21 protein-coding genes are annotated in these 24,569 nt (G+C 71.2%); 9 read left to right on the top strand and 12 right to left on the bottom strand.

What is annotated here, in order from left to right:
* Nucleotides 1-154: 154 nt before the first annotated feature.
* The 4 genes from ACZ44S_RS30725 to ACZ44S_RS30710 are packed head-to-tail and all read left to right on the top strand — an operon-like array spanning nt 155 to nt 6,712.
* Entirely contained in the window at nt 155-1,471 is a 1,317-nt protein-coding gene (locus tag ACZ44S_RS30725; RefSeq protein WP_466934627.1) for a glycosyltransferase, read from the top strand.
* Nucleotides 1,468-3,114, top strand: coding sequence for an ArnT family glycosyltransferase (locus ACZ44S_RS30720; protein WP_466934624.1), 1,647 nt, complete (start codon nt 1,468-1,470; stop codon nt 3,112-3,114). The genes ACZ44S_RS30725 and ACZ44S_RS30720 overlap by 4 nt, the downstream gene beginning before the upstream one ends.
* Nucleotides 3,111-4,292, top strand: coding sequence for a glycosyltransferase (locus ACZ44S_RS30715; protein WP_466934622.1), 1,182 nt, complete (start codon nt 3,111-3,113; stop codon nt 4,290-4,292). Before ACZ44S_RS30720 ends, ACZ44S_RS30715 begins: the two co-directional genes overlap by 4 nt.
* Entirely contained in the window at nt 4,289-6,712 is a 2,424-nt protein-coding gene (locus ACZ44S_RS30710; RefSeq protein WP_466934619.1) for a galactose oxidase-like domain-containing protein, read from the top strand. The genes ACZ44S_RS30715 and ACZ44S_RS30710 overlap by 4 nt, the downstream gene beginning before the upstream one ends.
* A gap of 81 nt (nt 6,713-6,793) precedes the next feature.
* On the opposite strand, the gene ACZ44S_RS30705 is transcribed toward ACZ44S_RS30710, so the two are convergent.
* The 4 genes from ACZ44S_RS30705 to trhA form a co-directional block, all read right to left on the bottom strand.
* Nucleotides 6,794-7,537 (bottom strand): Mut7-C RNAse domain-containing protein, encoded by a 744-nt coding sequence (locus ACZ44S_RS30705; RefSeq protein WP_466934617.1) that lies wholly within the window; start codon nt 7,535-7,537, stop codon nt 6,794-6,796.
* A 68-nt stretch (nt 7,538-7,605) separates the two neighbouring features.
* A complete protein-coding gene (locus ACZ44S_RS30700; RefSeq protein ID WP_466934614.1) occupies nt 7,606-8,238 on the bottom strand; it encodes a TetR/AcrR family transcriptional regulator in 633 nt (210 codons plus the stop codon).
* A gap of 4 nt (nt 8,239-8,242) precedes the next feature.
* Entirely contained in the window at nt 8,243-9,823 is a 1,581-nt protein-coding gene (locus ACZ44S_RS30695) for a DHA2 family efflux MFS transporter permease subunit (protein WP_466934612.1), read from the bottom strand.
* 125 nt (nt 9,824-9,948) lie between these two features.
* Nucleotides 9,949-10,662 (bottom strand): PAQR family membrane homeostasis protein TrhA, encoded by a 714-nt coding sequence (trhA, locus tag ACZ44S_RS30690; RefSeq protein ID WP_466934609.1) that lies wholly within the window; start codon nt 10,660-10,662, stop codon nt 9,949-9,951.
* 326 nt (nt 10,663-10,988) lie between these two features.
* Between trhA and ACZ44S_RS30685 the strand changes: the two genes are divergently transcribed.
* The gene (locus ACZ44S_RS30685; protein ID WP_466934607.1) at nt 10,989-12,809 is read left to right on the top strand and encodes a phosphoenolpyruvate carboxykinase (GTP); all 1,821 of its coding nucleotides are present in this window, start codon (nt 10,989-10,991) and stop codon (nt 12,807-12,809) included.
* A 282-nt stretch (nt 12,810-13,091) separates the two neighbouring features.
* Here the strand turns inward: ACZ44S_RS30685 and ACZ44S_RS30680 are convergent, their stop codons facing one another.
* Together ACZ44S_RS30680 and ACZ44S_RS30675 are read right to left on the bottom strand one after the other, a co-directional pair.
* Nucleotides 13,092-13,358: a hypothetical protein gene (locus ACZ44S_RS30680; protein WP_466934604.1), complete on the bottom strand. Its 267-nt coding sequence runs from the start codon at nt 13,356-13,358 to the stop codon at nt 13,092-13,094.
* 67 nt (nt 13,359-13,425) lie between these two features.
* Nucleotides 13,426-14,310 carry a hypothetical protein gene (locus tag ACZ44S_RS30675; RefSeq protein WP_466934601.1) on the bottom strand — a complete coding sequence of 295 codons (885 nt, stop codon included), beginning with the start codon at nt 14,308-14,310 and terminating at the stop codon, nt 13,426-13,428.
* 175 nt (nt 14,311-14,485) lie between these two features.
* On the opposite strand from ACZ44S_RS30675, the gene ACZ44S_RS30670 reads away from it, so the two are divergent.
* Nucleotides 14,486-15,976: an AAA family ATPase gene (locus ACZ44S_RS30670; protein WP_466934598.1), complete on the top strand. Its 1,491-nt coding sequence runs from the start codon at nt 14,486-14,488 to the stop codon at nt 15,974-15,976.
* Nucleotides 15,977-15,998: 22 nt separating this feature from the next.
* Here ACZ44S_RS30670 and ACZ44S_RS30665 read toward each other — a convergent pair whose 3' ends face one another.
* Genes ACZ44S_RS30665 through ACZ44S_RS30655 form a run of 3 tightly spaced genes read right to left on the bottom strand, consistent with a single transcriptional unit; the run spans nt 15,999 to nt 19,697 of the window.
* Complete coding sequence (locus tag ACZ44S_RS30665; protein ID WP_466934595.1) at nt 15,999-17,624, bottom strand: VWA domain-containing protein; 1,626 nt, start codon at nt 17,622-17,624, stop codon at nt 15,999-16,001.
* 9 nt (nt 17,625-17,633) lie between these two features.
* The gene (locus ACZ44S_RS30660) at nt 17,634-18,830 is read right to left on the bottom strand and encodes an AAA family ATPase (protein WP_466934593.1); all 1,197 of its coding nucleotides are present in this window, start codon (nt 18,828-18,830) and stop codon (nt 17,634-17,636) included.
* Between the two features lie 60 nt (nt 18,831-18,890).
* Entirely contained in the window at nt 18,891-19,697 is an 807-nt protein-coding gene (locus ACZ44S_RS30655; protein ID WP_466934591.1) for a helix-turn-helix domain-containing protein, read from the bottom strand.
* Nucleotides 19,698-19,830: 133 nt separating this feature from the next.
* Here ACZ44S_RS30655 and ACZ44S_RS30650 point away from each other — a divergent pair, with 133 nt between their 5' ends.
* Nucleotides 19,831-20,775, top strand: coding sequence for an MBL fold metallo-hydrolase (locus tag ACZ44S_RS30650; RefSeq protein ID WP_466934590.1), 945 nt, complete (start codon nt 19,831-19,833; stop codon nt 20,773-20,775).
* Between the two features lie 25 nt (nt 20,776-20,800).
* Here ACZ44S_RS30650 and ACZ44S_RS30645 read toward each other — a convergent pair whose 3' ends face one another.
* Nucleotides 20,801-20,980, bottom strand: a complete 180-nt coding sequence (locus ACZ44S_RS30645; protein ID WP_466934587.1) for a hypothetical protein — start codon at nt 20,978-20,980, stop codon at nt 20,801-20,803.
* Nucleotides 20,981-21,343: 363 nt separating this feature from the next.
* Here ACZ44S_RS30645 and ACZ44S_RS30640 point away from each other — a divergent pair, with 363 nt between their 5' ends.
* Nucleotides 21,344-22,096 (top strand): hypothetical protein, encoded by a 753-nt coding sequence (locus ACZ44S_RS30640; protein WP_466934585.1) that lies wholly within the window; start codon nt 21,344-21,346, stop codon nt 22,094-22,096.
* Between the two features lie 83 nt (nt 22,097-22,179).
* The gene (locus ACZ44S_RS30635; RefSeq protein ID WP_466934582.1) at nt 22,180-23,079 is read left to right on the top strand and encodes an alpha/beta fold hydrolase; all 900 of its coding nucleotides are present in this window, start codon (nt 22,180-22,182) and stop codon (nt 23,077-23,079) included.
* A 277-nt stretch (nt 23,080-23,356) separates the two neighbouring features.
* Here the strand turns inward: ACZ44S_RS30635 and ACZ44S_RS30630 are convergent, their stop codons facing one another.
* Both ACZ44S_RS30630 and ACZ44S_RS30625 read right to left on the bottom strand, forming a co-directional pair.
* Nucleotides 23,357-23,869 (bottom strand): hypothetical protein, encoded by a 513-nt coding sequence (locus tag ACZ44S_RS30630; protein ID WP_466934579.1) that lies wholly within the window; start codon nt 23,867-23,869, stop codon nt 23,357-23,359.
* Between the two features lie 46 nt (nt 23,870-23,915).
* A complete protein-coding gene (locus ACZ44S_RS30625; protein WP_466934576.1) occupies nt 23,916-24,446 on the bottom strand; it encodes a hypothetical protein in 531 nt (176 codons plus the stop codon).
* Nucleotides 24,447-24,569: the final 123 nt, after the last annotated feature.

Genomic DNA, 24,569 nt, shown 5'->3' with positions numbered 1-24,569 from the left:
CATAGTCGCACTGTTCCGCAACAAGTTCTTTATCGGAAGCGCCCCCGCGCTTCACGATTCCCCCCTAACCTCTACACAGCGGCGTGACGGATGGGGCGTCAGGTGAGTGACGCACCGTCACGTTGTGGGGGTTTTTGGATCTGGGGGGATCTGTTTGCTCACGTCTGTCTTCATTGCTGTCGTTTCGCTTGCCCTGTTCTGGATGGCCGCGTTCACTCTGTGGTGGCAGATGCACGCCTGGCGTACGCCGGAGGTGCTGGCCTCGACGAGGTTCAGCAGCCCGGACGGCGGCGAGCATCTGTCGTTCTCGCTGCTGCTGCCGGCCCGCCATGAACAGGCGGTGCTGGACCACACCATCCAGCGGCTGCTGGAGTCCAGCCACACCGACTTCGAGATCATCGTGATCGTCGGCCACGACGATCCCGAGACCACCGCGGTCGCCGAGGCGGCGGCCCGCCGGGACCCACGGGTCCGGGTGGTCGTCGACACCCATGAGAAGAAGAACAAGCCGAAGGCCATGAACACGGCGCTGCCGCACTGCCGCGGCGACGTCGTCGGGGTCTTCGACGCCGAGGACCAGGTCCACCCGGAACTCCTCGCCCATGTCGACCACGCCTTCCGCTCCACCGGCGCCGACGTGGTCCAGGGCGGGGTGCAGCTGATCAACTTCCACTCCAGCTGGTACAGCCTGCGCAACTGCCTGGAGTACTTCTTCTGGTTCCGCTCCCGGCTCCACCTGCACGCCCAGAAGGGATTCATCCCGCTCGGCGGCAACACGGTCTTCGTCCGCACCGACGTGCTGCGCGAGGCGAACGGCTGGGACCCCGACTGCCTCGCCGAGGACTGCGACCTGGGCGTCCGGCTCTCCAGCGTCGGCAAGCGGGTCGTCGTCGCCTACGACTCCGACATGGTGACCCGCGAGGAGACCCCCGGCTCGCTGATGTCGCTGCTCAAGCAGCGCACCCGCTGGAACCAGGGCTTCCTTCAGGTGTACCGGAAGAAGGACTGGAAGCAACTGCCCACGTTCGGGCAGCGGATGCTGGCCCGCTACACCCTGATGACGCCCTTCCTGCAGGCGTTCACCGGCCTGGTCATCCCGCTGAACGTGGCGATCGCGATCTTCCTCGACGTGCCCGTCTCCGTCGCCTTCGTCACCTTCCTGCCGGCCGTCACCGCGCTGGTCACCTTCGTCTTCGAGGTGGTCGGACTGCACGACTTCGGCAAGCAGTACGGGCTGCGCGTCCGGTTCGTCCACTATCTCAAGCTCGTCGTGGGCGGCCCCTTCTACCAGGTGCTCCTCGCCGGCGCCGCCGTCCGTGCCGTGTGGCGCGAGCAGCGCGGGCGCAACGACTGGGAGCTGACCACGCATGTCGGCGCGCACCTCGACGCCACCGACGCGGCGGCACGGGCCACCTCCGCCGCCGCGACCCGTGACGCCTCCGACATGACCCGAGAGGACGTTCCCGCGTGACCTCCACCCTTCCCGCGGTGACCGGCCCCGAGGTCACCGCGACACGCCGACCCGTGCCCACCACCGGTCCGACCGGTCGGACACAGCCGCCGAGCCGGCTCCGCTCCTCCCGCTCGGACCTGCTCCTGTGCGGAGTCCTCCTGGTGGTGATCCTGCTCGTCCAGGGCTGGAACATCGCCGACTACCCGACCCTCAGCGACGACGAGGGCACCTACCTCGCCCAGGCCTGGGCCGTCCAGGAGGGCAAGGGCCTCGCCCACTACACCTACTGGTACGACCATCCGCCGCTCGGCTGGATCCAGCTCGCCGTCCTGACCTGGATACCGGCGATGCTCAGCCCCGAGTCGATGACCGTCGGCACCATGCGCGCCGTGATGCTGCTGATCAGCGCCATCAGCGCGGTCCTCGTCTACATCCTCGGGCGCCGCCTCGCCCTGCCCCGCTGGGCCGCCGGGCTCGGCATGGCGATCTTCGGGCTCTCCCCGCTGTCCGTGGTCCTCCAGCGCGAGATCTTCCTCGACAACCTCGCGGTGATGTGGACGCTGCTGGCCTTCACCCTCGCCGCCTCACCGAGCCGCCACCTCTGGCACCACTTCGGAGCGGGCATGGCCGCCGCCACCGCGGTGCTCACCAAGGAGACGATGCTCGTCGTCCTGCCCGCCCTGTTCATCACCGCCTGGCGGCACAGCCACAAGGACACCCGCAAGTTCGCGCTGACCGGCGCCGTCACGGCCTGCGCGCTGATCGGGTTCTCCTACCCGCTGTTCGCCCTGCTCAAGGGCGAGCTGTTCCCCGGCAGCGGACACGTCTCGCTGTGGGACGGCGTCGCCTACCAGATGACCCGGCCGGGTTCCGGCTTCATCCTCGACGAGGGCTCCGGCTCCTGGGGCGTGCTCCAGTCCTGGCTGTACTACGACCGGATCCTGCCGCTCGGCGGGCTCGCGGGCGCGCTGCTGCTGCTCGCCACCTGGCGCTGGTCGGTCACCGCCCGCGCGCTGGCCGGGCCGGCCCTCACGGTCGCCATCCTCGCCGCGCTGGCCCTGCGCCCGGACGGCTACCTGCCCGCCATGTACATCATCCAGGCGCTGCCCTTCCTCGCCCTCGTCCTCGCCGGGGGCACCGCGAGCGTCGCCCACGCCGTGCTGCGCCGACGCCGCGCGGCGGCCGAGCCGCGCACGCTGACCCGCGCCCGGTACGCCCTCGCCGGCGTCCTCGCCCTCGCCGCCTGCCTCTACGTCGTACCGCGCTGGTACGACGGCGCCCGCATCGCCGTGACCACCGAGGCCAACGCCCCGTACGAGGCCGCCTCGGACTGGATGGCCACCGAGGTGGCGGACCCGGCGGACACCCGGGTCCTGGTCGACGACGCGATGTGGCTGGACCTGGTGCACGCCGGGTACCGGCCCGGGCTCGGCGTCATCTGGTTCTACAAGGCCGACCTCGACCCCGCGGTGACGAAGACGATGCCGAACGGCTGGCGGGACATCGACTACGTGGTCGCCTCCCCGACGGTACGGCGCGACGCGAAGGACCTGCCCAACGTCAGACAGGCCATCGAGCACTCGGAGCCGGTCGCCGTGTTCGGCACCGGTGAGGACCGTATCGAGATCCGTCAGGTCGAGACCGCCGGAGGCACCCGATGAGCCAGGAGTCCCTGTCCCCCGGCGAGCTCGGCGACCCGGCGCTCGACCCGGTGGAGGTGCCGGAGCCCGGTGCCGTGACCATCGTCGTGCCCACCTTCAACGAGTCCGCCAACGTACGGCAGTTGCTGCACCAGATCACCGAATCGGTGCCCGCCCGGCTGCCCTGCGAGGTCGTCTTCGTGGACGACTCCACCGACGACACCCCCGACGTCATCCGGGAGGCGGCCCAGGACTGCCCCTTCCCGGTCACCGTCCTGCACCGGGAGGAGGCGGTCGGCGGGCTCGGCGGCGCCGTCGTCGAGGGCATCAAGGCCGCCTCGTCGGACTGGGTCGTCGTGATGGACGGCGACTGCCAGCATCCGCCGTCCCTGGTGCCGGAGCTGGTGGCGACCGGTGAGCGGGCGAACGCCGGGCTGGTCGTCGCCTCCCGGTACATCAAGGGCGGCAGCCGGGCCGGCCTCGCGGGCAGCTACCGGGTGGCCGTCTCGCGCGGGGCGACCTGGCTGACCAAGGCCCTCTTCCCGCGCCGGCTGCACGGCATCAGCGACCCGATGAGCGGCTTCTTCGCCATCCGCCGCGGCGTCGTCACCGCAGACGTCCTCAAGCCCCTCGGCTACAAGATCCTCCTCGAACTCGCCGTCCGCAGCCGCCCCCGCACGGTCACCGAGGTGCCGTTCGTCTTCCAGGACCGGTACGCCGGGGAGTCCAAGTCGACCGCGAAGGAGGGGATGCGGTTCCTGCGGCACCTCGCCGGGCTGCGCATGGAGGCCTCTCTCGCCCGCATGGTCGTCTTCGGGCTGATCGGACTGACCGGCTTCGTGCCCAATCTGGCCGCGCTGTGGGCGCTGACCGAGGCCGGGCTGCACTATCTGCCCGCCGAGATCGTCGCCAACCAGTTCGGCGTGGCCTGGAACTTCCTGCTGATCGAGACACTGCTGTTCCGCGAGCGGCGGCGGCACCGCCACTGGGCCGACCGCACCGCGCGGTTCGCGCTGCTCGCCAATGCCGACCTGGTGCTGCGGCTGCCGCTGATCGCGCTGCTGGTCGGCCAGTTCGGCATGACGGCACTGCCGGCCACCGCGCTGGCGCTCGTGATCACCTTCGTCCTGCGCTTCGTGGGGACCGAAGCGCTGGTGTACCTCCCGAGCCGAGCCCGCAAGGCAAGGAGCACCGCATGAGAACACCCGGAAATCCGCTGACGTCCAGACGCACCACGGCCCTGCTGGCCGTGGGCGCGCTCACCACCGGCCTTCTCCTGACCGCCCCGCAACCCGCCTCCGCCGCCAACCTCATCAAGAACCCCGGCTTCGAGACCGCCGGCACCGGCGACATGCCGTACTGCTGGGAGAAGTCCGGCTGGGGCGACAACGACTTCACCTTCACCACCACCGCCGACGCGCACACCGGCGACAAGGCCATGAAGGTGGAGCTGACCCGTCGCGTCGACGGCGACCGCAAGGCCCTGATCACCGAGTCCGCCGACTGTGCGCCCGTGGTGACGCCGGGCGAGCAGTACGACCTGGGCCTCTGGTACAAAACGACCACCCCGGACGCGGCCATCACCCTGTTCCGGCACGACACCACGGCCGGCTGGCAGTACTGGACCGACCTCAAGACGCTGGACATGCGGGCCGCCTGGACCGAGGCGACCGTCCGCACCCCCGAGGTCCCGGCCGGCACCGACCGCATCTCCTGGGGCGTCTCCGTCTACGGCACCGGTTCCGCCACCACCGACGACTACACGATGGAGCAGGTCGCCGAGCCGGTCCCGGAACCCGGCTGCACGGGCACCGCCGAGGAGTGCGCCGACGGCAGCTGGGAGGTGCTGCCCGCGCAGAACCCCGTCCGCTCCATGCACTCGGTCGTCCTGCACAACGGCAAGGTGCTGCTGATCGCCGGCTCCGGCAACGACCCGGAGATGTTCGAGGCGGGCACCTTCACCAGCGCCGTCTACGACCCTTCGAACGGCAGCTACAAGGTCATCCCGACCCCGGACGACATGTTCTGCGCCGGGCACGTCCAGCTCAAGGACGGCCGGGTGCTGGTGATGAGCGGCAACAAGGGATACCCGTCCGCCGACGGCACCATCGGCTACCAGGGCTACAAGGACTCCTACATCTTCGACCCGGAGACCGAGTCGTACAGCAGGACCAACGACATGAACGACGGCCACTGGTACCCGTCGGCGACCCTCCTCGGCAACGGTGACGTGCTCAGCTTCGGCGGTCTGCGCGAGGACTCCACCGGCTCGGTCACCGCCGAGCGGTGGTCGGACGCCGAACAGCAGTGGCTGCCGACCTGGAAGGTCAACCAGACCTGGTCGTACTGGGGCCTGTACCCGTCGATGATCCTCATGCAGGACGGCCGCCTCTTCTACTCCGGCAGCCATGTCTTCGGCAACAACATCCCCGGCACCGGCTCCGCGATCTACGACTACGACGCCAACACCATCACCCAGGTCCCCGGACTGCAGAACAAGGACGAGCGGGACCAGTCGGCGAGCGTGCTGCTGCCCCCGGCGCAGGACCAGAAGGTCCTCACCCTCGGCGGCGGCAACATCGACTCCAACCCGGACGCCAACCGGCTCACCGACATCATCGACCTCAAGCAGCCGAACCCGTCCTACGTCGCGGGCCCGCCCCTCCCGCAGGGCACCGTCGACTACGGCAACGGGCCCGTGCCGCAGACCGGCGACCAGGGGAAGATGTACGTCTCCGCCGTGCTGCTGCCCGACGGCAAGGTGCTGGAGACCGGCGGCGCGCTGCACAACCGCGCCAACCCGGTGTTCGAGACGTCGGTCTTCGACCCGGCGACGGAGACGTTCGACCCGGTGGCCGTCGACCCCGAGGCACGCGGCTACCACTCCTCGGCGTTCCTGCTGCCCGACGGCCGGGTGATGACCACCGGCGACAACCCGGGCAACGGCTCCTGGAACCACAACGTGTCGGTCTACAGCCCGCCCTATCTCTTCAAGGGCGAGCGGCCGGTGATCACCTCGGTGATCGACACGGAGTGGAACTACGGCGACACCCAGCGGATCACCGTCGACCGCCCCGTCGCCAAGGCCGAGCTGATCCGCCCGGCCGCCGTCACCCACTCCTCCGACCCCAACCAGCGGTTCGTGGACCTGCCGCTCTCCGTCGACGGCAACAACGTCGACCTGAACGTGACGAGCAACCCCAACCTGGCCCCGCCCGGCTGGTACATGCTCTTCGCGGTGGATGCCAACGGCGTGCCGTCGGTGGCGAAGTGGGTGCACCTCCAGGGCCCGCAGGCCCTCGCCGCCAAGGACGCCTCCGCCCACGTCCACGAGTTCGCGGAGGCCCCGGCGGGCAAGGTGACCAAGCCCGGCAGGAAGCGCGCCTCACAGCCGGTCGCCCCCACGGTCTCCGGCTGCGACCGCCACTACGGCTCCGCCAACGTCTGCGTCCCGACCACGTTCCCGGACGAGGTCGAGCCGACGACGGCGGCCCGCTGCACGTGGCTGAAGGACCACGACTACGGCCCGCTGAAGGTCAACGGCAAGGACGACCCGCTGAGGCTGGACCGCAACAGGGACGGAACAGCCTGCGGCAAGGGGGACACCAGGGGACGCTGAAACGCCCCGTCAGGGGCGCGGGGAACTGCGCGACCAGCCACGAACGGTCCGCAGTTCCCCGCGGCGCGTCCCCGAACGGCGCTACTCGGCGGAGCCTCTCCGCTCGGAGCGCGAAGCAACCGCCCGCTCCACGATGTCAACCAGTTGCGCATGATGCGCCCCCTTCCAGTACGCCCGCCCGCACTCCGCACACTGCGCGAACACGTCGTACGTACGGTGCGTACCGCCCTGCAACTGGTCGGCGACATCCTCCTTGGTGGCCTCGCGCAGCAGCCCGTTGCACGCGGTGCACCGCGTCCACGGGCGCAGTTCGGGATCGAACCGGTCCAGCACGTAGGGGAGTTGTTCCTCCGGCCGGGTGCTGTACACGAATGCGCCCGCCCACAGCTCCCGCCGCCGCAGCAGCCCTCGGTCCCGGCTGAGCATCACCCGCCGCTCCGCCGCGGACCGGGCGGCGAGCGCGGGGTCGCCGATGTCCGTCGACTCGTACGCGGTGTCCACGCCCAGCAGCCGCAGCCGGCGGGCGAGGGTGCCCAGGTGCACGTCGAGCAGGAACTTCAGGGGTGCTCCCGGCACCCGCTGGGGATGCGCGACGGTCCGCACCGTCACCGATTCGCCCGCGGCCGGGACGTGCGACACGGGCACCTCGCGTCCGTCCACGAGCAGCGTGCCGACCTCGGTCAGCGGGACCCCGAGGGATTCGATGACGTGGCCGAGGCTGGAGACGCCGTCGGTGGCGGCCTTCATGGTGCCCGCGGGCCGCGCCTGGGGGACGAAGAGCAGCAGTTCGGGAGCGAACTCGACGTGGATCTCTGGACCGTTCACCCGGCCAAGGATGTCACGGGGGCCGCCGGTCCGGCCCGTGCTTTCCGGCTGCGGCGCGGGGCCGCGACTCAACGGCGGGGGAGGTCCGCGCAGACGGCCAGGGTGCGGTCGATCAGCTCCAGGACGTCCTCCCGGTAGTCGCCCTCGACCCAGTAGATCATCGTCTCCAGCAGGGCGCCCATCAGCCCCATGGCGTAGACGCGCACCTCGAGGTCGTTCTCGTCGCGTCCGGTGCGTTCGGCGAGGGCCCGGCACAGCAGGCGGCCGGTGACGGACATGCTCTCCATCAGCCGCGAGCGCACCTGGGGGACCTCGACCATCAGCCGGGCCCGCAGGAGCATCTCCTCCTGCCCGTGGTCCGGGCTGTCGGTGAGCGCCGTCGTCATCGCCTTGCGGATGGCCCAGCGCAGCGACTCCCGGACGGGTTCGCCGGCCGGGCGTTCCCTCAGCAGGCCCTCCAGGAGGGCGTCGTACTCGTCCGTCAGGACGATGTCCTCCTTGGCGGGGAAGTAGCGGAAGACGGTGCTCTGCGAGACCTCGGCGCGGTCGGCGATCTGCTCGACGGTGGTGGCGTCGTACCCCTGCTCCCTGATCAGGGAGTAGGTGGCGTCCCTGATCGCCATGCGGGTCTTGAGCTTCTTCCGTTCGCGAAGCCCCAGGTGGCGGGCCGCCTCGGGAACAGGGGTTCGTGCCGTGGTCATGCGGTCATTGTCCGTCATCCGGCTCGCGGCGGGCCATGACCGGGGAGGAGCCCGCTTCCGACGCGGGCCGGTCCCGGGCGGCGGGGCGCGGGTTGGGCAGGAACAGCGCGGTCAGAGCGGCGGTCGCCAGTGCCGCGATCCCGCAGATCACCAGGACCAGCGACATCCCGTCCACGTACGCCGCGTCGGCGGAGCGGGCCAGGGCGGGCAGGCCGAGCCGGTCGGCGACGGCGTGGGCCCCGCTCAGCGATTCCCGGGCGGCCTCGGCGGCGGGGGCGGGCAGCCCGGCGGTGTCGAGCCGGCCGGAATAGACGTCGGCGACGAGGCTGCCGAGCAGGGCGACGCCGACCGCGCCGCCCACCTGACGCAGCGTCATCAGCAGGGCGGAGCCGCTGCCGGCCGCCTCGGCCGGGATGCCGCCGAGCGCGGCATCCATGGCGGGCACCATTGCCAGGCCGAAGCCCAGGCCCGCGATCGTCAGCCAGGTGGCGGTGAATCCGTAGCCGCTGCCGGGTTCGGTCCGGGAGCCGAGCAGCGCGGCGAAGCACAGCACCACCAGTCCCACGGAGACCACCGGACGCGGCCCGAACCGCCGCACCAGCGCCGTGCTCGCCCGTGCGGAGACCATCAGGCCGGCCATCATCGGCAGCAGCCGCAGACCGGTGCCGAAGGCGTCACTGCCGCCGATCTCCTGCAGAAACGTCGGCAGCAGGAACAGCAGTCCGGCGAAGACGAACGTGCCGAGGGTGGCGGACAGGACGTTGAACAGGAAGACGCGCCGCCCGAGCAGGGCGAGGTCGAGCATGGGCCGTGCCGCCCGCCGCTCGCGCACCACGAGCCCGGCCAGGAGCAGGACGGACAGGGCGAACGAGCCGAGCACCCAGCCGCTGGTCCAGCCGCGCACGGGCCCTTCGATGATGCCGAAGACCAGTGCGCCGAGCCCGGTCGCGCTGAGCGCCGTGGACAGCGCGTCGACCCTGGGGGAGGAGGGGTCGCGCGATTCGGGCAGCAGGAACAGACAGGCGGCGATGCCGAGGGCGGCCATGGGGAGGTTGATCAGGAAGATCGAGCCCCACCAGTAGTGGTCGAGCAGCAGTCCGCCGACGAGTGGGCCGAGCGGCATCCCGGCCGCCATGGAGGCGGTGACGGCGGCGACCGCCTTGCCGCGCTCCTCCTCGCCGAACATCGACGGCAGTACGGACAGTCCCAGCGGGATGACCAGTGCGGCTCCGAGGCCCATCGCCGAGCGGGCCGCGATCACGAGTTCCGGTGTGTGGGTCAGGGCGCCGGCCAGGGACCCGGCGAGGAACACGCAGAGCCCCGCGACCAGCATGCGGCGCCGCCCGAACCGGTCGCCGAGCAGGCCGGCGGGCAGCATCAGCGCCGCGAACACCACGATGTAGGAGTCCACGATCCACTGCAGTTGCCCCGTGCCGGCCTCCAGCTGCGCGGCCATGGTCGGCAGTGCCACGTTGAGGATCGTCAGGTCGAACCCGAGGGTGAGCATGCTCGCCACCAGGGCGCCCAGGGCCCACCAGCGGCGGGGGTCGGGGTGTGCGGGGTCCCGCGTTGTGACAGTGGCCATGAAATGAGAGTAGCTTTCAAAAAGTAGTTACTGTCAATATGGCGGGGCGTGCGGGCGCGCGAAAAAAGGCCGCGGCGTCGGTGCCGCGGCCTTGTGGAGGCGGGGGATCGTGCGGGCGGTGTGCCCTATGCGTGCTGGTACGCCACCAGGGAGATCCCCACGTAGTGGGCGATGAAGGCGGCCAGGGTGAAGGAGTGGAACACCTCGTGGAAGCCGAACCAGCGGGGTGAGGGGTTGGGCTTCTTGATGCCGTAGATGACCCCGCCCACGCTGTAGAGCAGGCCGCCCGTGATCACCAGGACGAGTACGGCGATCCCGCCGGTGCGCATGAAGTCCGGGAGGAAGAAGACGGCCGCCCAGCCCATCGCGATGTAGCAGGGCGTGTAGAGCCAGCGGGGCGCACCCACCCAGAAGACGCGGAAGACGATCCCGGCGGCCGCGGCCGCCCAGATGCCCCACAGCAGCCACCGCCCCTTGGAGTGCGGCAGTAGCAGGATGGTCAGCGGGGTGTAGGTGCCCGCGATGATCAGGAAGATGTTGGCGTGGTCGAGGCGGCGCAGCACCCCGTCCATGCGGGGGCTCCAGTTGCCCCGGTGGTACAGGGCGCTCACGCCGAACAGCAGGCAGGCCGTGAGCGCGTAGACCCCGCAGGCGAGGCGGCCGCGGGCCGAGTCGGCGGAGGCGGTGAGCGCCAGTCCGGCGACCAGGGCGGCGGGGAACATGCCGAGATGCAGCCAGCCGCGGAGCTTGGGCTTGACGGGATGCGGCAGGGATGTCGCCACCGGGCCGGGGCCGTCGGCCGGCGGGTCCACGGGGGCGTCGGGGGCGAACGCAGTCATGTCCGCATCGTACCTACGGAACCGTAAGTTACGCCTCGGCGGGACGAATTGAGCCACCGGAGTGGCCATCCTCTCATGTCGACCCGCGGGAATGTCACGCAAAGAAATCGTCACGTCTACCCAACGTGCACGTAAAGCCCCACGGAAAACCGTGGTCAGCGTCACTTTGCTCACCTGTGCGGCCCTCTGGACAGATGGGCACTCTCGTCGGATGATCAAATGAGTGCGGTCGACACCGGATGAGCGCGCAGCGCACCACCGTGCAGCATCCGGGTCGCAGCCCCCACGGGGCCTCCCAACCCAAAACCCCTCATCTAGGAGCAAACGTGGCGCGCGACATCGCGGAACCCGGCGTCCCCACCACCCACCAGGGACTGATTTCCTGGGTCAACGAGATCGCAGAGCTGACCCAGCCGGACAACGTGGTCTGGTGCGACGGCTCGGAGGCCGAGTACGAGCGCCTGTGCGAGGAGCTCGTGGCCAAGGGCACCTTCCGGAAACTCGACCCGATCAAGCGCCCCAACTCCTACTACGCGGCCTCCGACCCCACCGACGTCGCCCGCGTCGAGGACCGGACCTTCATCTGCTCCGAGAAGGAGGAGGACGCCGGCCCCACCAACCACTGGAAGGCCCCCGCCGAGATGCGGGACATCTTCCAGGGCGAGAAGGGCGTCTTCCGCGGCTCCATGCGCGGCCGGACCATGTACGTCGTGCCCTTCTGCATGGGCCCCCTCGGCTCGCCGCTGTCCGCCGTCGGCGTCGAGATCACCGACTCCGCGTACGTCGCCGTGTCCATGCGCACCATGACCCGGATGGGCCGCCCGGTCCTGGACGAGCTCGGCTCCGACGGCTTCTTCGTCAAGGCCGTGCACTCGGTCGGCGCCCCGCTGGAGCCCGGCCAGGAGGACGTCGCCTGGCCCTGCAACCAGACCAAGTACATCTCCCACTTCCCCGAGGACCGCGAGATCTGGTCCTACGGCTCCGGCTACGGCGGCAACGCCCTGCTCGGCAAGAAGTGCTACGCCCTGCGCATCGCCTCCGTCATGGCCCGCGACGAGGGCTGGCTGGCCGAGCACATGCTCATCCTGAAGCTCACCCCGCCCACCGGTGAGTCGAAGTACGTCGCCGCCGCCTTCCCGTCCGCCTGCGGCAAGACCAACCTCGCCATGCTGGAGCCCACCATCTCCGGCTGGACGGTCGAGACGATCGGCGACGACATCGCCTGGATGCGCTTCGGCGAGGACGGCCGCCTGTACGCCATCAACCCCGAGGCCGGCTTCTTCGGCGTCGCCCCCGGCACCGGCGAGCACACCAACGCCAACGCCATGAAGACCCTCTGGGGCAACTCGGTCTTCACCAACGTCGCCCTCACCGACGACGGCGACGTGTGGTGGGAGGGCATGACCGAGGAGACCCCGGCCCACCTCACCGACTGGAAGGGCAACGACTGGACCCCCGAGTCCGGCACGCCCGCCGCGCACCCCAACGCCCGCTTCACCACGCCCGCCGCGCAGTGCCCGATCATCGCCCCGGAGTGGGAGGACCCCAAGGGCGTGCCGATCTCGGCGATCCTCTTCGGTGGCCGCCGCGCCAGTGCCGTACCGCTGGTGACGGAGTCCTTCGACTGGAACCACGGCGTCTTCCTCGGCGCCAACGTGGCCAGTGAGAAGACCGCCGCCGCCGAGGGCAAGGTCGGCGAGCTGCGCCGCGACCCGTTCGCCATGCTGCCGTTCTGCGGCTACAACATGGGCGACTACATGGCCCACTGGATCGACGTGGCCAAGGACAAGGACCAGTCCAAGCTGCCGAAGATCTACTACGTCAACTGGTTCCGCAAGAACGACGAGGGCAAGTTCGTCTGGCCCGGCTTCGGCGAGAACTCCCGTGTCCTGAAGTGGATCGTGGAGCGCCTGGACGGCAAGGCGGAGGGCGTCGAGACCCCGATCGGCGTGCTCCCGGCCAAGTCCGCCCTGGACACCGACGGCCTGGAACTCTCCGACGCCGACCTGGACTTCCTGCTCACCGTCGACAAGGACGTGTGGCGCGAGGAGGCCGCCCTGGTCCCCGAGCACCTCAACACCTTCGGCGAGCACACGCCCAAGGAGCTGTGGGACCAGTACCGCGCGCTGGTGGAACGCCTGGGCTGACGCCCGCACAGACCCCGCGGCCGGTCGGTTCTCGGTATGAGGATGCCCTGACCAGCGATCGTCACGCCACGACCGGCCGCGGAACACACCGGCGGGGCCCCGCACAACGGCGTGCGGGGTACGGGCCCGTCACCGCCCCCTCCGTCCGCCCCGACGGAACCCGGCGGCGACCGGCCCACCCCCGCCCACCGCGGCACGGCCCACCCAGAGGGCTCACGAACGTGCCGATGCATGACCGAGCGCTCCGGCCGACACCCACCGTCGCCCGGAGCGCTCGGCCGTTCACTTCCCCGGCCGTGTACCGCGCGGCGAACACCGCACGCAGTTCCGGAGCAGGAGACGCTCGGAGAGACCACCCCGGAGGGGGACGAACTGCTGAAGATCGGCGTCCCGGGCACCGCCCACGTCCTGGTCCGGCCGGTGATCGAAGGCCACGACGAGATTGACGACGACGGCACCGGCCGCCGACAGCAGGACGCCGGGGCCGGAGACGGCCGTGCAGGACGCGGCCACGATGAGGACGTCGAGCGCCTTCTGGACCCACCCCATCGCACCCGGGCCCTTCTCGAAGCCCTCGCCCCACGCCGACACCTGAGCACGACGCCGCGCGCACGCGTCAGCGCACGTCGGCCGGCAGCTCGATCGTCCCCTTGTACGGCCCCTGGTTCTCCTCGGAGACCCGCTGTTCGAAGACGATGTCCTGTCCGTTGTACGGAATCAGGAAGCCGAACTCGAGACGATGGCTCTCGACGCGGTACGTCCCGGCGTCGAGGACCAGCACCTCCTCCAGCCCCGAGAGCGTCAACTGATCGTCGGCCACCGGCACTCCGGCCTTCCGGAGCTGCTCGCCGGTCGGTTCGAACTCCCGCTTGGCCTTCGCCGCCCACGCCTTGTCCCGCACAGCGCCGAACGTCCGCTCGCCGCTGCGCACACGGAGCTCCACCGTGCCACCGCCGTCGTCGTCCTTCCTGGCCACCTCCACGTCACCGGCCGCGGCCCGCGCGAGGCTCCGGAACTCCTCGAGGACCGCCACCGGATCCTCGATCTTGTTCAGCATCTCGGGGTCGGTGGGGGAGAAGGCCTTCCAGCCGGCCGCTCCGTCCTCCTTCACGTATCCCGTGTCCTCGACGACGTACAGCTCCTCGGTCCTCTCCGTGCCCTCGCTGCTGGTGCTGACGCCCCGCGAGTGCAGCGCGGGCCCCTCGCCCGCGCGCCGGAGGGTGCCCTCGTAGCTCGCGGCGCTCTTCCGCCCCTGAAGCGTCAGCCCCTCCTCGCCCTCCACGGAGAAGCTCCAGGCGGACTCGGCGCCCATGGCCTTCGCCGCGAGATCGAGGAAGTCCTCGGCGGACTCGGGACGCGGTGCCTCCTGGGACGGCTGCGGCGGCGCCGCCTTCTGGGAGTCCCCCGCCCCGCCGGGCTCCTCCGCCTCCGTGCCGCACGCGGCCGACGCGAGAACGAGCGGGAGGACGAGCACGGCGGCGCGCAGAGGGCCAGTTCGCATGGGCTTTTCCTTACGTCACGACGGGGCGCGGACTGTACAACAACGCGGAGCCCGTGATCACGCCGACGGACAAACCCGGCATCCGGGTGCTCGTGCGGGCGTGACGGACGGGAGGCTTCCTCGTTCTTAGAGGTGTACTTCTAAGAGGTACGCTCCTAAGAGCGAGGGAGGCACCATGGCCCGGCCCGCAGCGCGCAGTCTGCCCAGACCGCCGGACATGTTCGACCGGCAGTGGGAGTGGAGCGAGCTGACCGCCTTCGCGGTCAACGAAGGCGCGGGACCCCGGCTCGGCGTGGTGTCGGGGCGTCGTCGGCAGGGCAAGAGCTTCCTGCTCCAGGCGCTGGCGGACGCCACAGGGGGCTTCTACTACGCGGCGGTCGAGGCGTCGGCCGCCGAGTCGCTCGCACTGCTGGGCGAGGCGGTCGCGCGCTTCACCGGCGCCACCGTCCCGCCCAGGCCGGCGAACTGGGACCAGGCGCTGGAACTGCTTTTCGCGCTCGCGAAGGACCGCCCGCTGCCCGTGGTGATCGACGAGTTCCCCTACCTGGTGCGGAACGCCCCTGCCCTGCCGTCCCAGTTGCAGGCCGCCATCGGGGTGCGCTCCGAGCGCCACCGCACCGAACGTCCCCGGATTCTGCTGTGCGGCAGCGCGATGTCCTTCATGGGCGGACTGCTCGCCGGCGCCTCCCCGCTGTACGGCCGGGCAGGCCTCGACCTCGTGGTCCACTCGCTCGGCTTCCGCGAGGCCGCCGAGTTCTGGGGCATCCGGGACCCGCGGCTGGCCGTGCTGGTCCACGCGATCGTCGGCGGGACCCCCGCGTACCGGCGGGAGTTCGTCGACGACGACGTACCCGACGGTCCCGACGACTTCGACCCCTGGGTCTGCCGGACCGTACTGAACCCGGCACGCCCCCTCCACGGCGAGGCGCCCTACCTCTTGGCCGCCGAGCCGGACCTGCGCAATCGCTCGCTGTACCACTCGGTGCTGGCCGCGGTGGCCGGCGGCAACCGCACCAGCGGCGGCATCGCGAGCGCGGTCGGCCGCAAGGCCACGGACATCTCACTCCCGCTGACCGTCCTGAGGAACTGCGGCCTGCTGACCGCGGAGCCGGACGCCTTCCGCGCCAACCGCACCACCTACCACGTCGCCGAGCCGCTGATCACCTTCCACCATGCCGTCGTACGCCCCGAGACGGCTCTGCTCAGCCGTCGTCGAGGAGCGGCTCGGATGTGGGAACACAGCCGTCCCACCTTCCTCAGCAAGGTAGTCGGTCCGCACTTCGAACGACTGTGCCGTGAATGGGTCGAGTGGCACGCGGACCCCGCCACGTTCGGGGGCATGCCGATCCAGGTGGCCTCCGGGACCGTCGCCGACCCGGTGAGCCGGACGTCACTCGAGGCGGACGTCGTGGTGCATGGAGCGATCGGCCAGGACCAGGGCATCCTGCTGTCCGTCGGGGAGGCGAAGTGGCACAAGGAGATGACCATGGGACATCTCCAACGTCTGCGTCGCATCCTGGAGTTGCTCGCCGCCCGGGGCGTGGACACCAGCCGTGCCAGGCCCGCCTGCTACAGCGGCGCCGGCTTCGACCCGGAACTGCGTGCGGCCGAGGCCCGCGGCGAGGTGGTCCTCGTCGACCTGCGGCGGCTTTACCACGGTTGCTGAACCCACTGGGAGACGAGTCGGGTCAGATCACGCGGAACAGGTCGGCCGTGGTGTGGACGTCCGTCAGGTCGTCGATGGTGCGGAGGTTGTCGCACAGGGACTCCAGGACCGAGCCGGACGCGGTCGCGGTGTCCGGGGTGGCGACGGCCACACCGAAGAGGCGGAAGCCCAGGCGGTGCTTGGCGTCGTTCCAGGCGCGCGTCCACTTCTCCGAGACCTCGCACGCGTCGTCGGTGATCAGAACGATGTCCCCGCGCCCGCGGGCCGTGTCGTCGAACTCATCCTCCAGCAGCCCGGCGGCCGTGCCCAGCGGACGCTGGAAGTCGGTGCCGCCGCCGAGGAAGGTCTCCGCGAAGTCGAGGACATGCGTGATGTCGGCGGGCCGGTCGCCCGGGAAGCGGAACACCTGGATCTTGTCGGCGGCGGAGAAGAGGATGCCGACGAAGTCCCGGCCGGCGTGGCGGGCCTGGTCGAGCAGCGCCAGCGCGCACGCCTTGGACCAGGCCTCCCGGGTGATACCACCCGGCCCCTCCGCGTACATGGAGTGCGAGGTGTCCACGCACGCGATGACGGCACCGCGACCGGTGCTCTGCTCGCCCCGGGTGTCATAGAGCATCAGCTCCCCGGCCGCGTACCGCGCGGCGAACACCGCACGCAGTTCCGGCACCCCGAGAACCGCCAGTTCGGAAGGGATGACCCGGGACAGATCGTCGCCGAGGGTGACGCCGACCAGTTCCCCCGTGGCGTTCTCCACCTTACGGGCCCGCTCACCGTCGGCCATCTGCCGGAAACGGCCGATCAGTTCGGCCCACCGGGCCAGCCGACCGGCGCGCAGCCGCTCGGCCAGCCGGGCACGCTCGTCGAACGGCATCCGTTCCAGTTCACCGGCACCGACGCCCCACGCGCGCATCAGCTCCGCCTCCTGCCGGACGGCCTCGGCCGCCGTCGCCGTCGCGTTCCGGGCGGCGGCACGGATGCCGGGGAGGGCCGCCGCGAGGGCCTGCGCGGCGGCCCGGGCCTCCTGCCGGGCGGCGGCTTCGGCGGCTTCCGCCGTCTCGATCGCCCGGCGTACGGCGTCGGCGGCTGGGTCGGGAACGGTGCCGTCCGGGCCGGCCTCCTCGGCGGCCTGCCGGAGCGCCTCGCTCACGGCGGTCGCGGTGGTCACGGCCTCCTGCTGGGCCCGGTCGGCCTGCCCTGCCCGCTCTCGGGCGTCCCGGGAGCGTTCCAGGAGCCCGCGCAGTACGGAGGCCTGGGCGAGTACGGCCATGGCGGCCGCGTAGGAGTCGCCGGCCGTCTCCCGGTGCAGTGCGGCGAACTCCGGTGACTGCAGCAGTGCGGCGACGACCTGGTGGTTGACCAGGTGGGAGGGGGCCATCTCCGCACGGTCGCGCAATCGGGGGATTGCCTGGTACGCGGCCAGGAACACGTCCGTCAGGAGGTCGGTGGTGTGGGCGTGGCGCGGGTCCAGCTCCGTCGCCAGCTCCCGCAGCCCCGCCGACCGCTCGTACACATCCCGCCACGCGACCCGGTCGAACGGGCCCGCGACCACGGCCGCCGTGTGCCGCGAGGCAGCGGCGGCGGACAGCGCCAGCCACGTCCCGGAGCGGCCCGCCAGCTCGCCCAGACCGCTGCTGTACCTCTCACTCACCGCGCCGCCTCAGAGCTCGGCCTGCACCATGCTCGCGTCCATACCGAGCGCCTCGGTGAGGACGCGGGCGCGGACGGCGCGCTGACGGCCGGTGACCCGGTCGATGGCGGCGGTGGAACGTCCGGCGCTCGCCGCCTCCTCGCGCATCCGCTCCAGCCGTTTCCCCGCCATGGCGAGCTTGCCGTGGGCGTTCTTGATGACCCACTCGCTGAGCGCCTCCCGGGACTGCCCGGCCATGGCGTCGAGCTGCGCCTCCAGCTCCTCGATGGTGTCCGCCAGATCGAGCGCCTCCTTGGCGTCCGGGTTGACCAGGTGCAATACCTCCCGCTCGACGAGCGGGCGTTGGGTTGGGGAGTCCCACAGCACATGCGTCAGCACCGACAGATCGGTCTCCGCCACCGCGGTACGCCCGTCGAGGTAGGCGGATGCCTGGAGCAGGCCCACCGCCTGCCGCCACCGGCGGTCGGAGGCGACGAGCTCCTTGCGGCGCAGCGCGGCCCGCAGCGTCACCACCGCGTCCACGATCATGTCGGGCACGTCCACGGCCGGGACACCCTCGGTCACCGCGTGCCGCAGCGCGGCCAGTTCCACGGTGGTCGGGGGCTGCAGTGCCGCGGGGCGGCCGACGGCGGAACGCACCAGGGCGGCGAAGTTCGAGGGGTCCTCCAGATACCCGACCTCGATCCGGACCAGCAGCCGGTCGTAGATCGCGGCCGAATCCTCCCCGTCCGGCAGCTCGTTGCTCGCGGTGATCGCCCCGATCAGCGGGCAGCGGATCGGGGCCCCGCCGTTCTCGGGGTGGTAGATCCGCTCGTTGAGGTAGCCCAGTGTCTCGTTGAGCGCGGCCGTCGAGCACTTGAAGATCTCGTCGATGAACGCGACATGCGCGGTGGTCGCCCGCCCGTCGTACACCTGCCGGTACTCGCCCCGGGCCAGCGCGGCCACGTCGATCGGGCCGAACATCCGCGTCGGCGCGGTGAACTTCGACAGCAGGATCTCCCAGTACGCGGCCCCCTCGATCCGGCCCGTCAGCTCCCGCGCCAGCTCCGACTTCGCGGTCCCGGGCGGTCCGAGCACCAGCGAGTGCTGCCCGGCCAGCAGCGTCACCGCCAGCGTCCGTACGACGTCCGCCCGCTCGTAGAAGCGCTCCGACAGCTCGTCGCAGATCGCCCGCAGCCGCTGGGCCGTGTCCCGCCCGTCGTCCATGTCCCGCTCCTCGCCTGTGGCGCCCCGTGGGGCCTGCCGTGACGGCCGTTTCCCCCGAAACTACGCCAGCAGGGCGCGCAGCCGCCCGGGAGGGAGCCCCGCCGCACGGCGGACGGCGCGGGTCATGTGGGACTGGTCGGTGTAGCCGAGCTCCGTCGCCAGGCCCGCCAGGTCCCGCTCGCCCTCGGCGAGGCGGTCCAGCACGCGGGCGAGGCGCAGCCGCTCGCGGTGTGCGGACAACGTGCTCCCGGTGACGGCGGTGAAGACCCGGCTCAGATGGTGCGGCGACGCCCCCACGGCCTGACCCAACGCGGCCAGTCCCAGCGTCGGTTCGGCGGCCAGCGCGGCACGCGCGTCGTCGGCCAGACGCCGGCGCGCGGCGGCGGAGGCGGGGCGGCCGGAGGCGACGCGGGCGGGCGCGAGCCGTGCGAAGACCCCGGCCGCGAGGCGTACCGTGTGCTCACCCAGCTCGAAGGAGTCACCGCCCCTGCGGGCGAGGGACAGCAGCACACGGTGCGCGAGCGCCAGCTCCGGCGTCACCATCACGAGCCCTTCCGGGACCGTGGGATCACCGCCCAGCAAGTCGGCGACCCGGGGCTCGGAGAGGACGATCTCGGTGTACGCGTCCGGGCCGAGCGGATGCGCGAACTGCTGCTCGGCGCCGAGCCGTTCGACGTACACGGCGCCCGCGTCCAGCACCTGTTCCACCCCGTCGACCCGGGCCCGCAGCACCCCGTCCCTGAGCAGCACCAGACCGAACACGGGAGCCGGCCGGGGCGGCGTCCAGTCGTGCGCGGTGCTGCCGCAGCGCACGTCGGCGAGCAGGACGTCGTCCTCGCACAGGTGCACCCGTCGGTCCCCGGCCATGCGGGCATCGTAGGACTCGCACTCCTTGCCTCGGACGCCGCGAACCGGACACGAACGTACAAGCGCCGGTAGCCCGACCCCTCGCACGATGACGGTCACACATCGCGACCCGAACCCAGCACAGGGGGAGACCATGTCTCAACATGTCGTTCCGTCCCGCCGCGGAGTCCTGCGCGGCGCCGCGGCCGTCGGCGCCGGCACGCTCGCCGCATGGGCCGGCGGCACGCAGACGGCCGCCGCGTCCCACCACCGCACCGGCACCCCACGCGTCATCACGCGCCACGCCGGCCCGTACGAGGTGATGGCGCTCCTCGACGCCCACGGCACCTTCCCCGGCACACAGCAGGGCGTCTTCCCCGACGCGACCGACGCGGACTGGGCACGCGCGCGGCGGCTCGACCCGGCGGCCTTCGGCCCGGACGACACCTGGGAACTCGACTTCCGCTGCTACGCCGTCCGCAGGCCCGGCGGCCGCATCACCCTCGTCGACACCGGCATCGGCCCGGCCGGCAGCCCCGCGTCGGACTGGGCGCCGGTGCCGGGCCGCCTCCCGTCGGTCCTCGGGCACGCGGGCATCGAGCGCGACGACGTGGACACGGTGATCCTGACCCACCTCCACGAGGACCACTTCGGCTGGACGGTCGACCCGGAGGGCACCCCGATGTTCCCGGGCGCCCGCCACCTGGTCCAGCGCACGGAGATCGCGGCCCTGGACGCCGGCGACAGCGCCCTGTCGTACGTGGTCGAGCCCCTGCGCCGGGCCGGACTGCTGCACCCGGTCGACGGCCGGGTGAAGGTGCAGGGCCACCCGGGCTGCGCGGGGCTGACCGCCGTGCCGACGCCCGGCCACACCCCGGGCCACCAGTCCGTTCTCGTCGACGGCGGGCGGCACAGCATCATGATCACCGGTGACGTCCTGGTCCACGCGGTCCAGCTGGCCGCACCGGACGTCGCCTACCGCCTGGAGGACGACCCGACCACGGCCCGCCGCACCCGCCACGCCCTCCTGGCTGACGCCCGCGACCACGGCCACCTCCTGGCCACGGCCCACCTGAACCACACGTTCCTCCGCCCCTGACCCCGAGCGGCCGAGCGGTCCCCGGTCAGGCTGCGTCGGTTCCGTTGGCGGTGAAGGTCACGCGGGTGTCGTCGTCGTCCAAGGCGATGTTCAGCGTCGCGTCGAGGGCCTTTGCCGGCTTGGCGAGCAGCGGCAGCGTGGGGACGGTGTCGGAACCTTCTCTCCGGGAGATCTCGGCCTGGGTGAGGCCGGCGCGGTCGGCCACTTCGGTCGACGGTGCCGACCGGGAACTCCGACCAGTCTCCGTTGTCTCCGCGCACGACTGCCGGCCATGTGTCCGGATCCGCGGAACTCGTCCTCCAGTAGAAGGAGTCCCGCGTCCCCCACGCACACGCCATCGCGTCATCGACGGCAGCGCGGCCTCCAGTTCTTCGATCCTCAGCATGTCGTTTGCCCGTCCGAGTTGTTCACGGCCACCGTGGCCGGCGAGCCGCCCTCCAGTGACGTTCTTGCCGCCGCGTGCGCAGAAAGAATCATGAACGCCATGGAATTGCTTCCCCGGGCCGACGACCGCGGACGGCCCGGTGACGGTGCCGGGGCGGTCCGCCGAGCGCGAGGGCGTGACTGAGTGTTCCGCGCTTCCCTGCGTTCCTGGCTGATCCTCGCCGTTCCCGTCGTGGGTCTGCTGGTACTGACGTACTCCGCCACCGCGCCCGAGCCGCGCGCAGCCGTGGACTGGCAGGCCGCCACCGAGCCGTTGCGGGACCGTCCGCTCTCCTCCGGCGGCACGGCCCAGCTCTCGAAATGCGGTGTGAACGAATGGCCGCGCCCTGAACCACGGGGGAAAGGCGAGCGGGGCAGGGATCCCCAGCTGGTGCTCAGGAGCTTGGGCTACTACGACCCGGGGTCGAAGACGCCGGGTGAACCCCGCTTCACCGTCCACGCGGCCATCCGGGCGGGCGACCGTCACCTGGTGCTCGACGCACCCGTGGGTGAAGGCAGCGTCACGCTCGACCTCTACGGCCCGCACGGTGAGGGCGTCCGCGCATCCGCCCGCGGTCTCACCGCGACCGTCGTGGACGGCGGTTTCATGGGCAAGCCGGTGGACATCCCGGAGTCCGGCCGTTTCCGGATCGAGCCGGGCGAGGAGCTGCTCCTGGAGGTGGAGTTGCCCGCCGGAGCCGTGTGTCCGGGCCGCAGCCTGCTCGACGTCAACAGTTGCTCGCCCGAGCACACCAACGACGCCGCGGACTGCCCGGTGCTGACGCTCACCCTCACCGACCCGGCGATCCGCGCATACCGCGCCGGTACGGCGGCCGGCGGCTCTTTCAGCGACCGGCTGGTGGCGGTTTCCATGGAACTGGATGCCTCCCGGGTGTGATCAGGAGCGCGCACAGGGCCGGCCACTGACGCCGACCGGCGCGCGGGCGATGAGTTCGGGCGGGGGAGGGAGTCTGCCGTGTCATGACTCGAATCACCACCACCGTCAACGCCAATGGGATCGCCTTGGGCATCGAGTCGTTCGGTGACCAGGGTGCACCACTCGTCCTGCTCGTCGGCGGGACGACGATGCTCTCCTGGCCCGACGCGCTCTGCGAGCGCCTCGCCGCCGGCGGGCGCCGTGCGGTGCGCTACGACCTGCGTGACAGCGGGGAGTCGACGACGGCTGATCCGGAGGCGCCCGCCTACACCCTGCGCGACCTCGCCGCCGACGCGGCGGCCCTCACTGGCGCGCTCGGAGGCGGGCCCGCTCACCTCGCGGGGATCGGCGTCGGCGGAATGGTCGCGCAGGTGGCCGCGCTCGATTATCCGGGCGCCTTCTCCGCGCTCACGCTGGTCGGCACCCGCGCGGTCGCCCCCGGCCCGCCCGACGACGACCTCCCCGACCATGACCGGGCGACGATGAGCCGTCTGTTCGCGCACGCGATGCCCGATTGGAGCGACCGCGAGGCTGTCGCGGACTTCGCCGCCGCCGGTGCGGAGGTCCTCGGCGACGACGCGGATGCGGCACGCGCCGTCGCCGCGCGCATCTGGGACCGTACGCCCAGCACCGCACCAGCGGTCCAGATGGCCAACCAGCTGGGCATGGTGTTCTCCAGGCTCGACTGCACACCCCGCTGGCGCGAGCGCCTGCCCGAGATCAAGGTGCCCACACTCGTCGTCCACGGCCGCCGCGACCGGTTCTTCCCCGTGGGCAACGCGGAGGCGATCGCGCGCGAGATCCCCGGGGCGCGCCTGCTCGTCCTCGAGGAGGCCGCCACCGCGATTCCTGAGACGGCGGTCGACGAGGTCGCCGAGGCGATGCTCACGCCAGGAACTCCCAGAAAGGGCCGTCGGGCGCCCGGTTGCGTGAACACAACGTGACGTCCCTTCCCCGGAGGTAGTCCAGCAGCCACTCGCTGAATGTCATCTCGTACAGAGTCCAGGCCGGACTGTCGAACTCCTGGACCACCACACGCCAGGGCGACGAGGGCCCGTCCGGAACGCGCGCCAGAGTTCGAGATCCCCTCTGATCTCTTCACCCAGATGGTGCGTACCGAGTTCCTGTTCCAGTTCGGTCCATGGCGCCGGATCCGACCAGTTGAAGCGGGGTTCGCCCAACAGGCCCGTATGTCTGCGAGCGTTGCCTTCACGGCGGGACTCACGCCTTCTTCCTGGGATTCATCGCATCGAATACGAGAGTGTTCTTCTGGAAATCCACGTGGAAGGATCCGGCGTAACGACCCTCGGTGACTGTTGCGGTGAACTCGTCACTGGTCCTCCAGTCGGCCTGGCCGGGAAGGTGCGGGCGGATGCCGGCGAGTACCCCCGGGCGACCCGGGCCGTTCTGCCATGTGTACTCGCTCCGCAGCCGCCGGGTGTCGGACGAGGCCAGCCGGATCATCCCGGAGACCCGGAAGTCCGAGGGCCCGGGCACCGAGGACCTGGCGTCACCCAGTAGCTCACCCGTCCACACGACCTCTTCGAAGTCGCCCAGTTCCGGAAAGTACTGCCGGATGACCCTCGCGTCCCGCCGGACGCCGTCCTCCGGCGTCGAACCGGCATCGGTGCCGCATCCGGCGACCAGCACTCCGGTGAGGACGAGGCCGAGAGCGGCCGCCGAGCGGTATCCCGGCAGCTGCTCGGCCGCGCGTCCCCTCCTTCGCGACTGCACGCATGCCCCTCCCTGTCTGTCTCCCGTGATCCCCGGCGAGTTCTCGCTAGGGCTGTGACCGTACGACGGCTACGCAGCACATGGCGGCCAGCAGCAGTGCGATGCCTGCTGGGCGCCAGGCGGCCTCTGCCGCGGAGCCGGGCAGGACACGGTCCGTCGGCTCGAAGACCCCTTGAGGGTCGAAGACCATCGAGAGGCGGTCGCCGGGCTCGGTGGAGAGGGTGCAGCTTCGCCATGCCTCCGCCTCGACGGGGGTTCCGTCCGGCAGCTCGGTGGTGCATGAGTTCTTGACGTAGTCCCGGCCCTCGTAACGGTGCTCGTGCACCTCGGTCACGACGACGCCGCGGGTCTCACCGCGTTCGGCCAGGACGGCTTCGGCGGTGACGCGCGGCACCCACCAGGAGAGCACGGCGCCCAGTAGGGCCACCGCGGTCAGCAGGACGCGGCCGGCATGGGTGAGGAACAGGTACGCGGCGGTACCGAGCGCGAGGACGAGTCCGGCCACGAGAGCCGGCAGACGGTGGCCGGTCAGGGCGCCGGCGACCGCGCAGGCGACGATGAGCACGGAAAGCCCCACCCCCAGGAGGACTCCTTCCAGGAGCAGCCGCCCGGGAGGCATCCCGGTGAAATTGGCCGGCCCCCACATCAGGGCGCGAGAGCTGATGTCCGGTGCCGGGCCGGACCGATCGTCGCGGTCTCC

It is taken from the genome of Streptomyces malachitofuscus (assembly GCF_055571035.1).
Note: the sequence above shows the minus strand (reverse complement) of the source record. Positions and strands in the feature narration are given on the sequence as shown.

Coding starts and splice junctions, on each gene's coding strand:
- ACZ44S_RS30715 (WP_466934622.1), top strand. CDS start 3,111: ATGAGCCAGGAGTCCCTGTCCCCCGGCGAGCTCGGCGACCCGGCGCTC.
- ACZ44S_RS30710 (WP_466934619.1), top strand. CDS start 4,289: ATGAGAACACCCGGAAATCCGCTGACGTCCAGACGCACCACGGCCCTG.
- ACZ44S_RS30700 (WP_466934614.1), bottom strand. CDS start 8,238: ATGACCACGGCACGAACCCCTGTTCCCGAGGCGGCCCGCCACCTGGGG.
- ACZ44S_RS30695 (WP_466934612.1), bottom strand. CDS start 9,823: ATGGCCACTGTCACAACGCGGGACCCCGCACACCCCGACCCCCGCCGC.
- trhA (WP_466934609.1), bottom strand. CDS start 10,662: ATGACTGCGTTCGCCCCCGACGCCCCCGTGGACCCGCCGGCCGACGGC.
- ACZ44S_RS30680 (WP_466934604.1), bottom strand. CDS start 13,358: ATGGGGTGGGTCCAGAAGGCGCTCGACGTCCTCATCGTGGCCGCGTCC.
- ACZ44S_RS30675 (WP_466934601.1), bottom strand. CDS start 14,310: ATGCGAACTGGCCCTCTGCGCGCCGCCGTGCTCGTCCTCCCGCTCGTT.
- ACZ44S_RS30670 (WP_466934598.1), top strand. CDS start 14,486: ATGGCCCGGCCCGCAGCGCGCAGTCTGCCCAGACCGCCGGACATGTTC.
- ACZ44S_RS30660 (WP_466934593.1), bottom strand. CDS start 18,830: ATGGACGACGGGCGGGACACGGCCCAGCGGCTGCGGGCGATCTGCGAC.
- ACZ44S_RS30655 (WP_466934591.1), bottom strand. CDS start 19,697: ATGGCCGGGGACCGACGGGTGCACCTGTGCGAGGACGACGTCCTGCTC.
- ACZ44S_RS30650 (WP_466934590.1), top strand. CDS start 19,831: ATGTCTCAACATGTCGTTCCGTCCCGCCGCGGAGTCCTGCGCGGCGCC.
- ACZ44S_RS30635 (WP_466934582.1), top strand. CDS start 22,180: ATGACTCGAATCACCACCACCGTCAACGCCAATGGGATCGCCTTGGGC.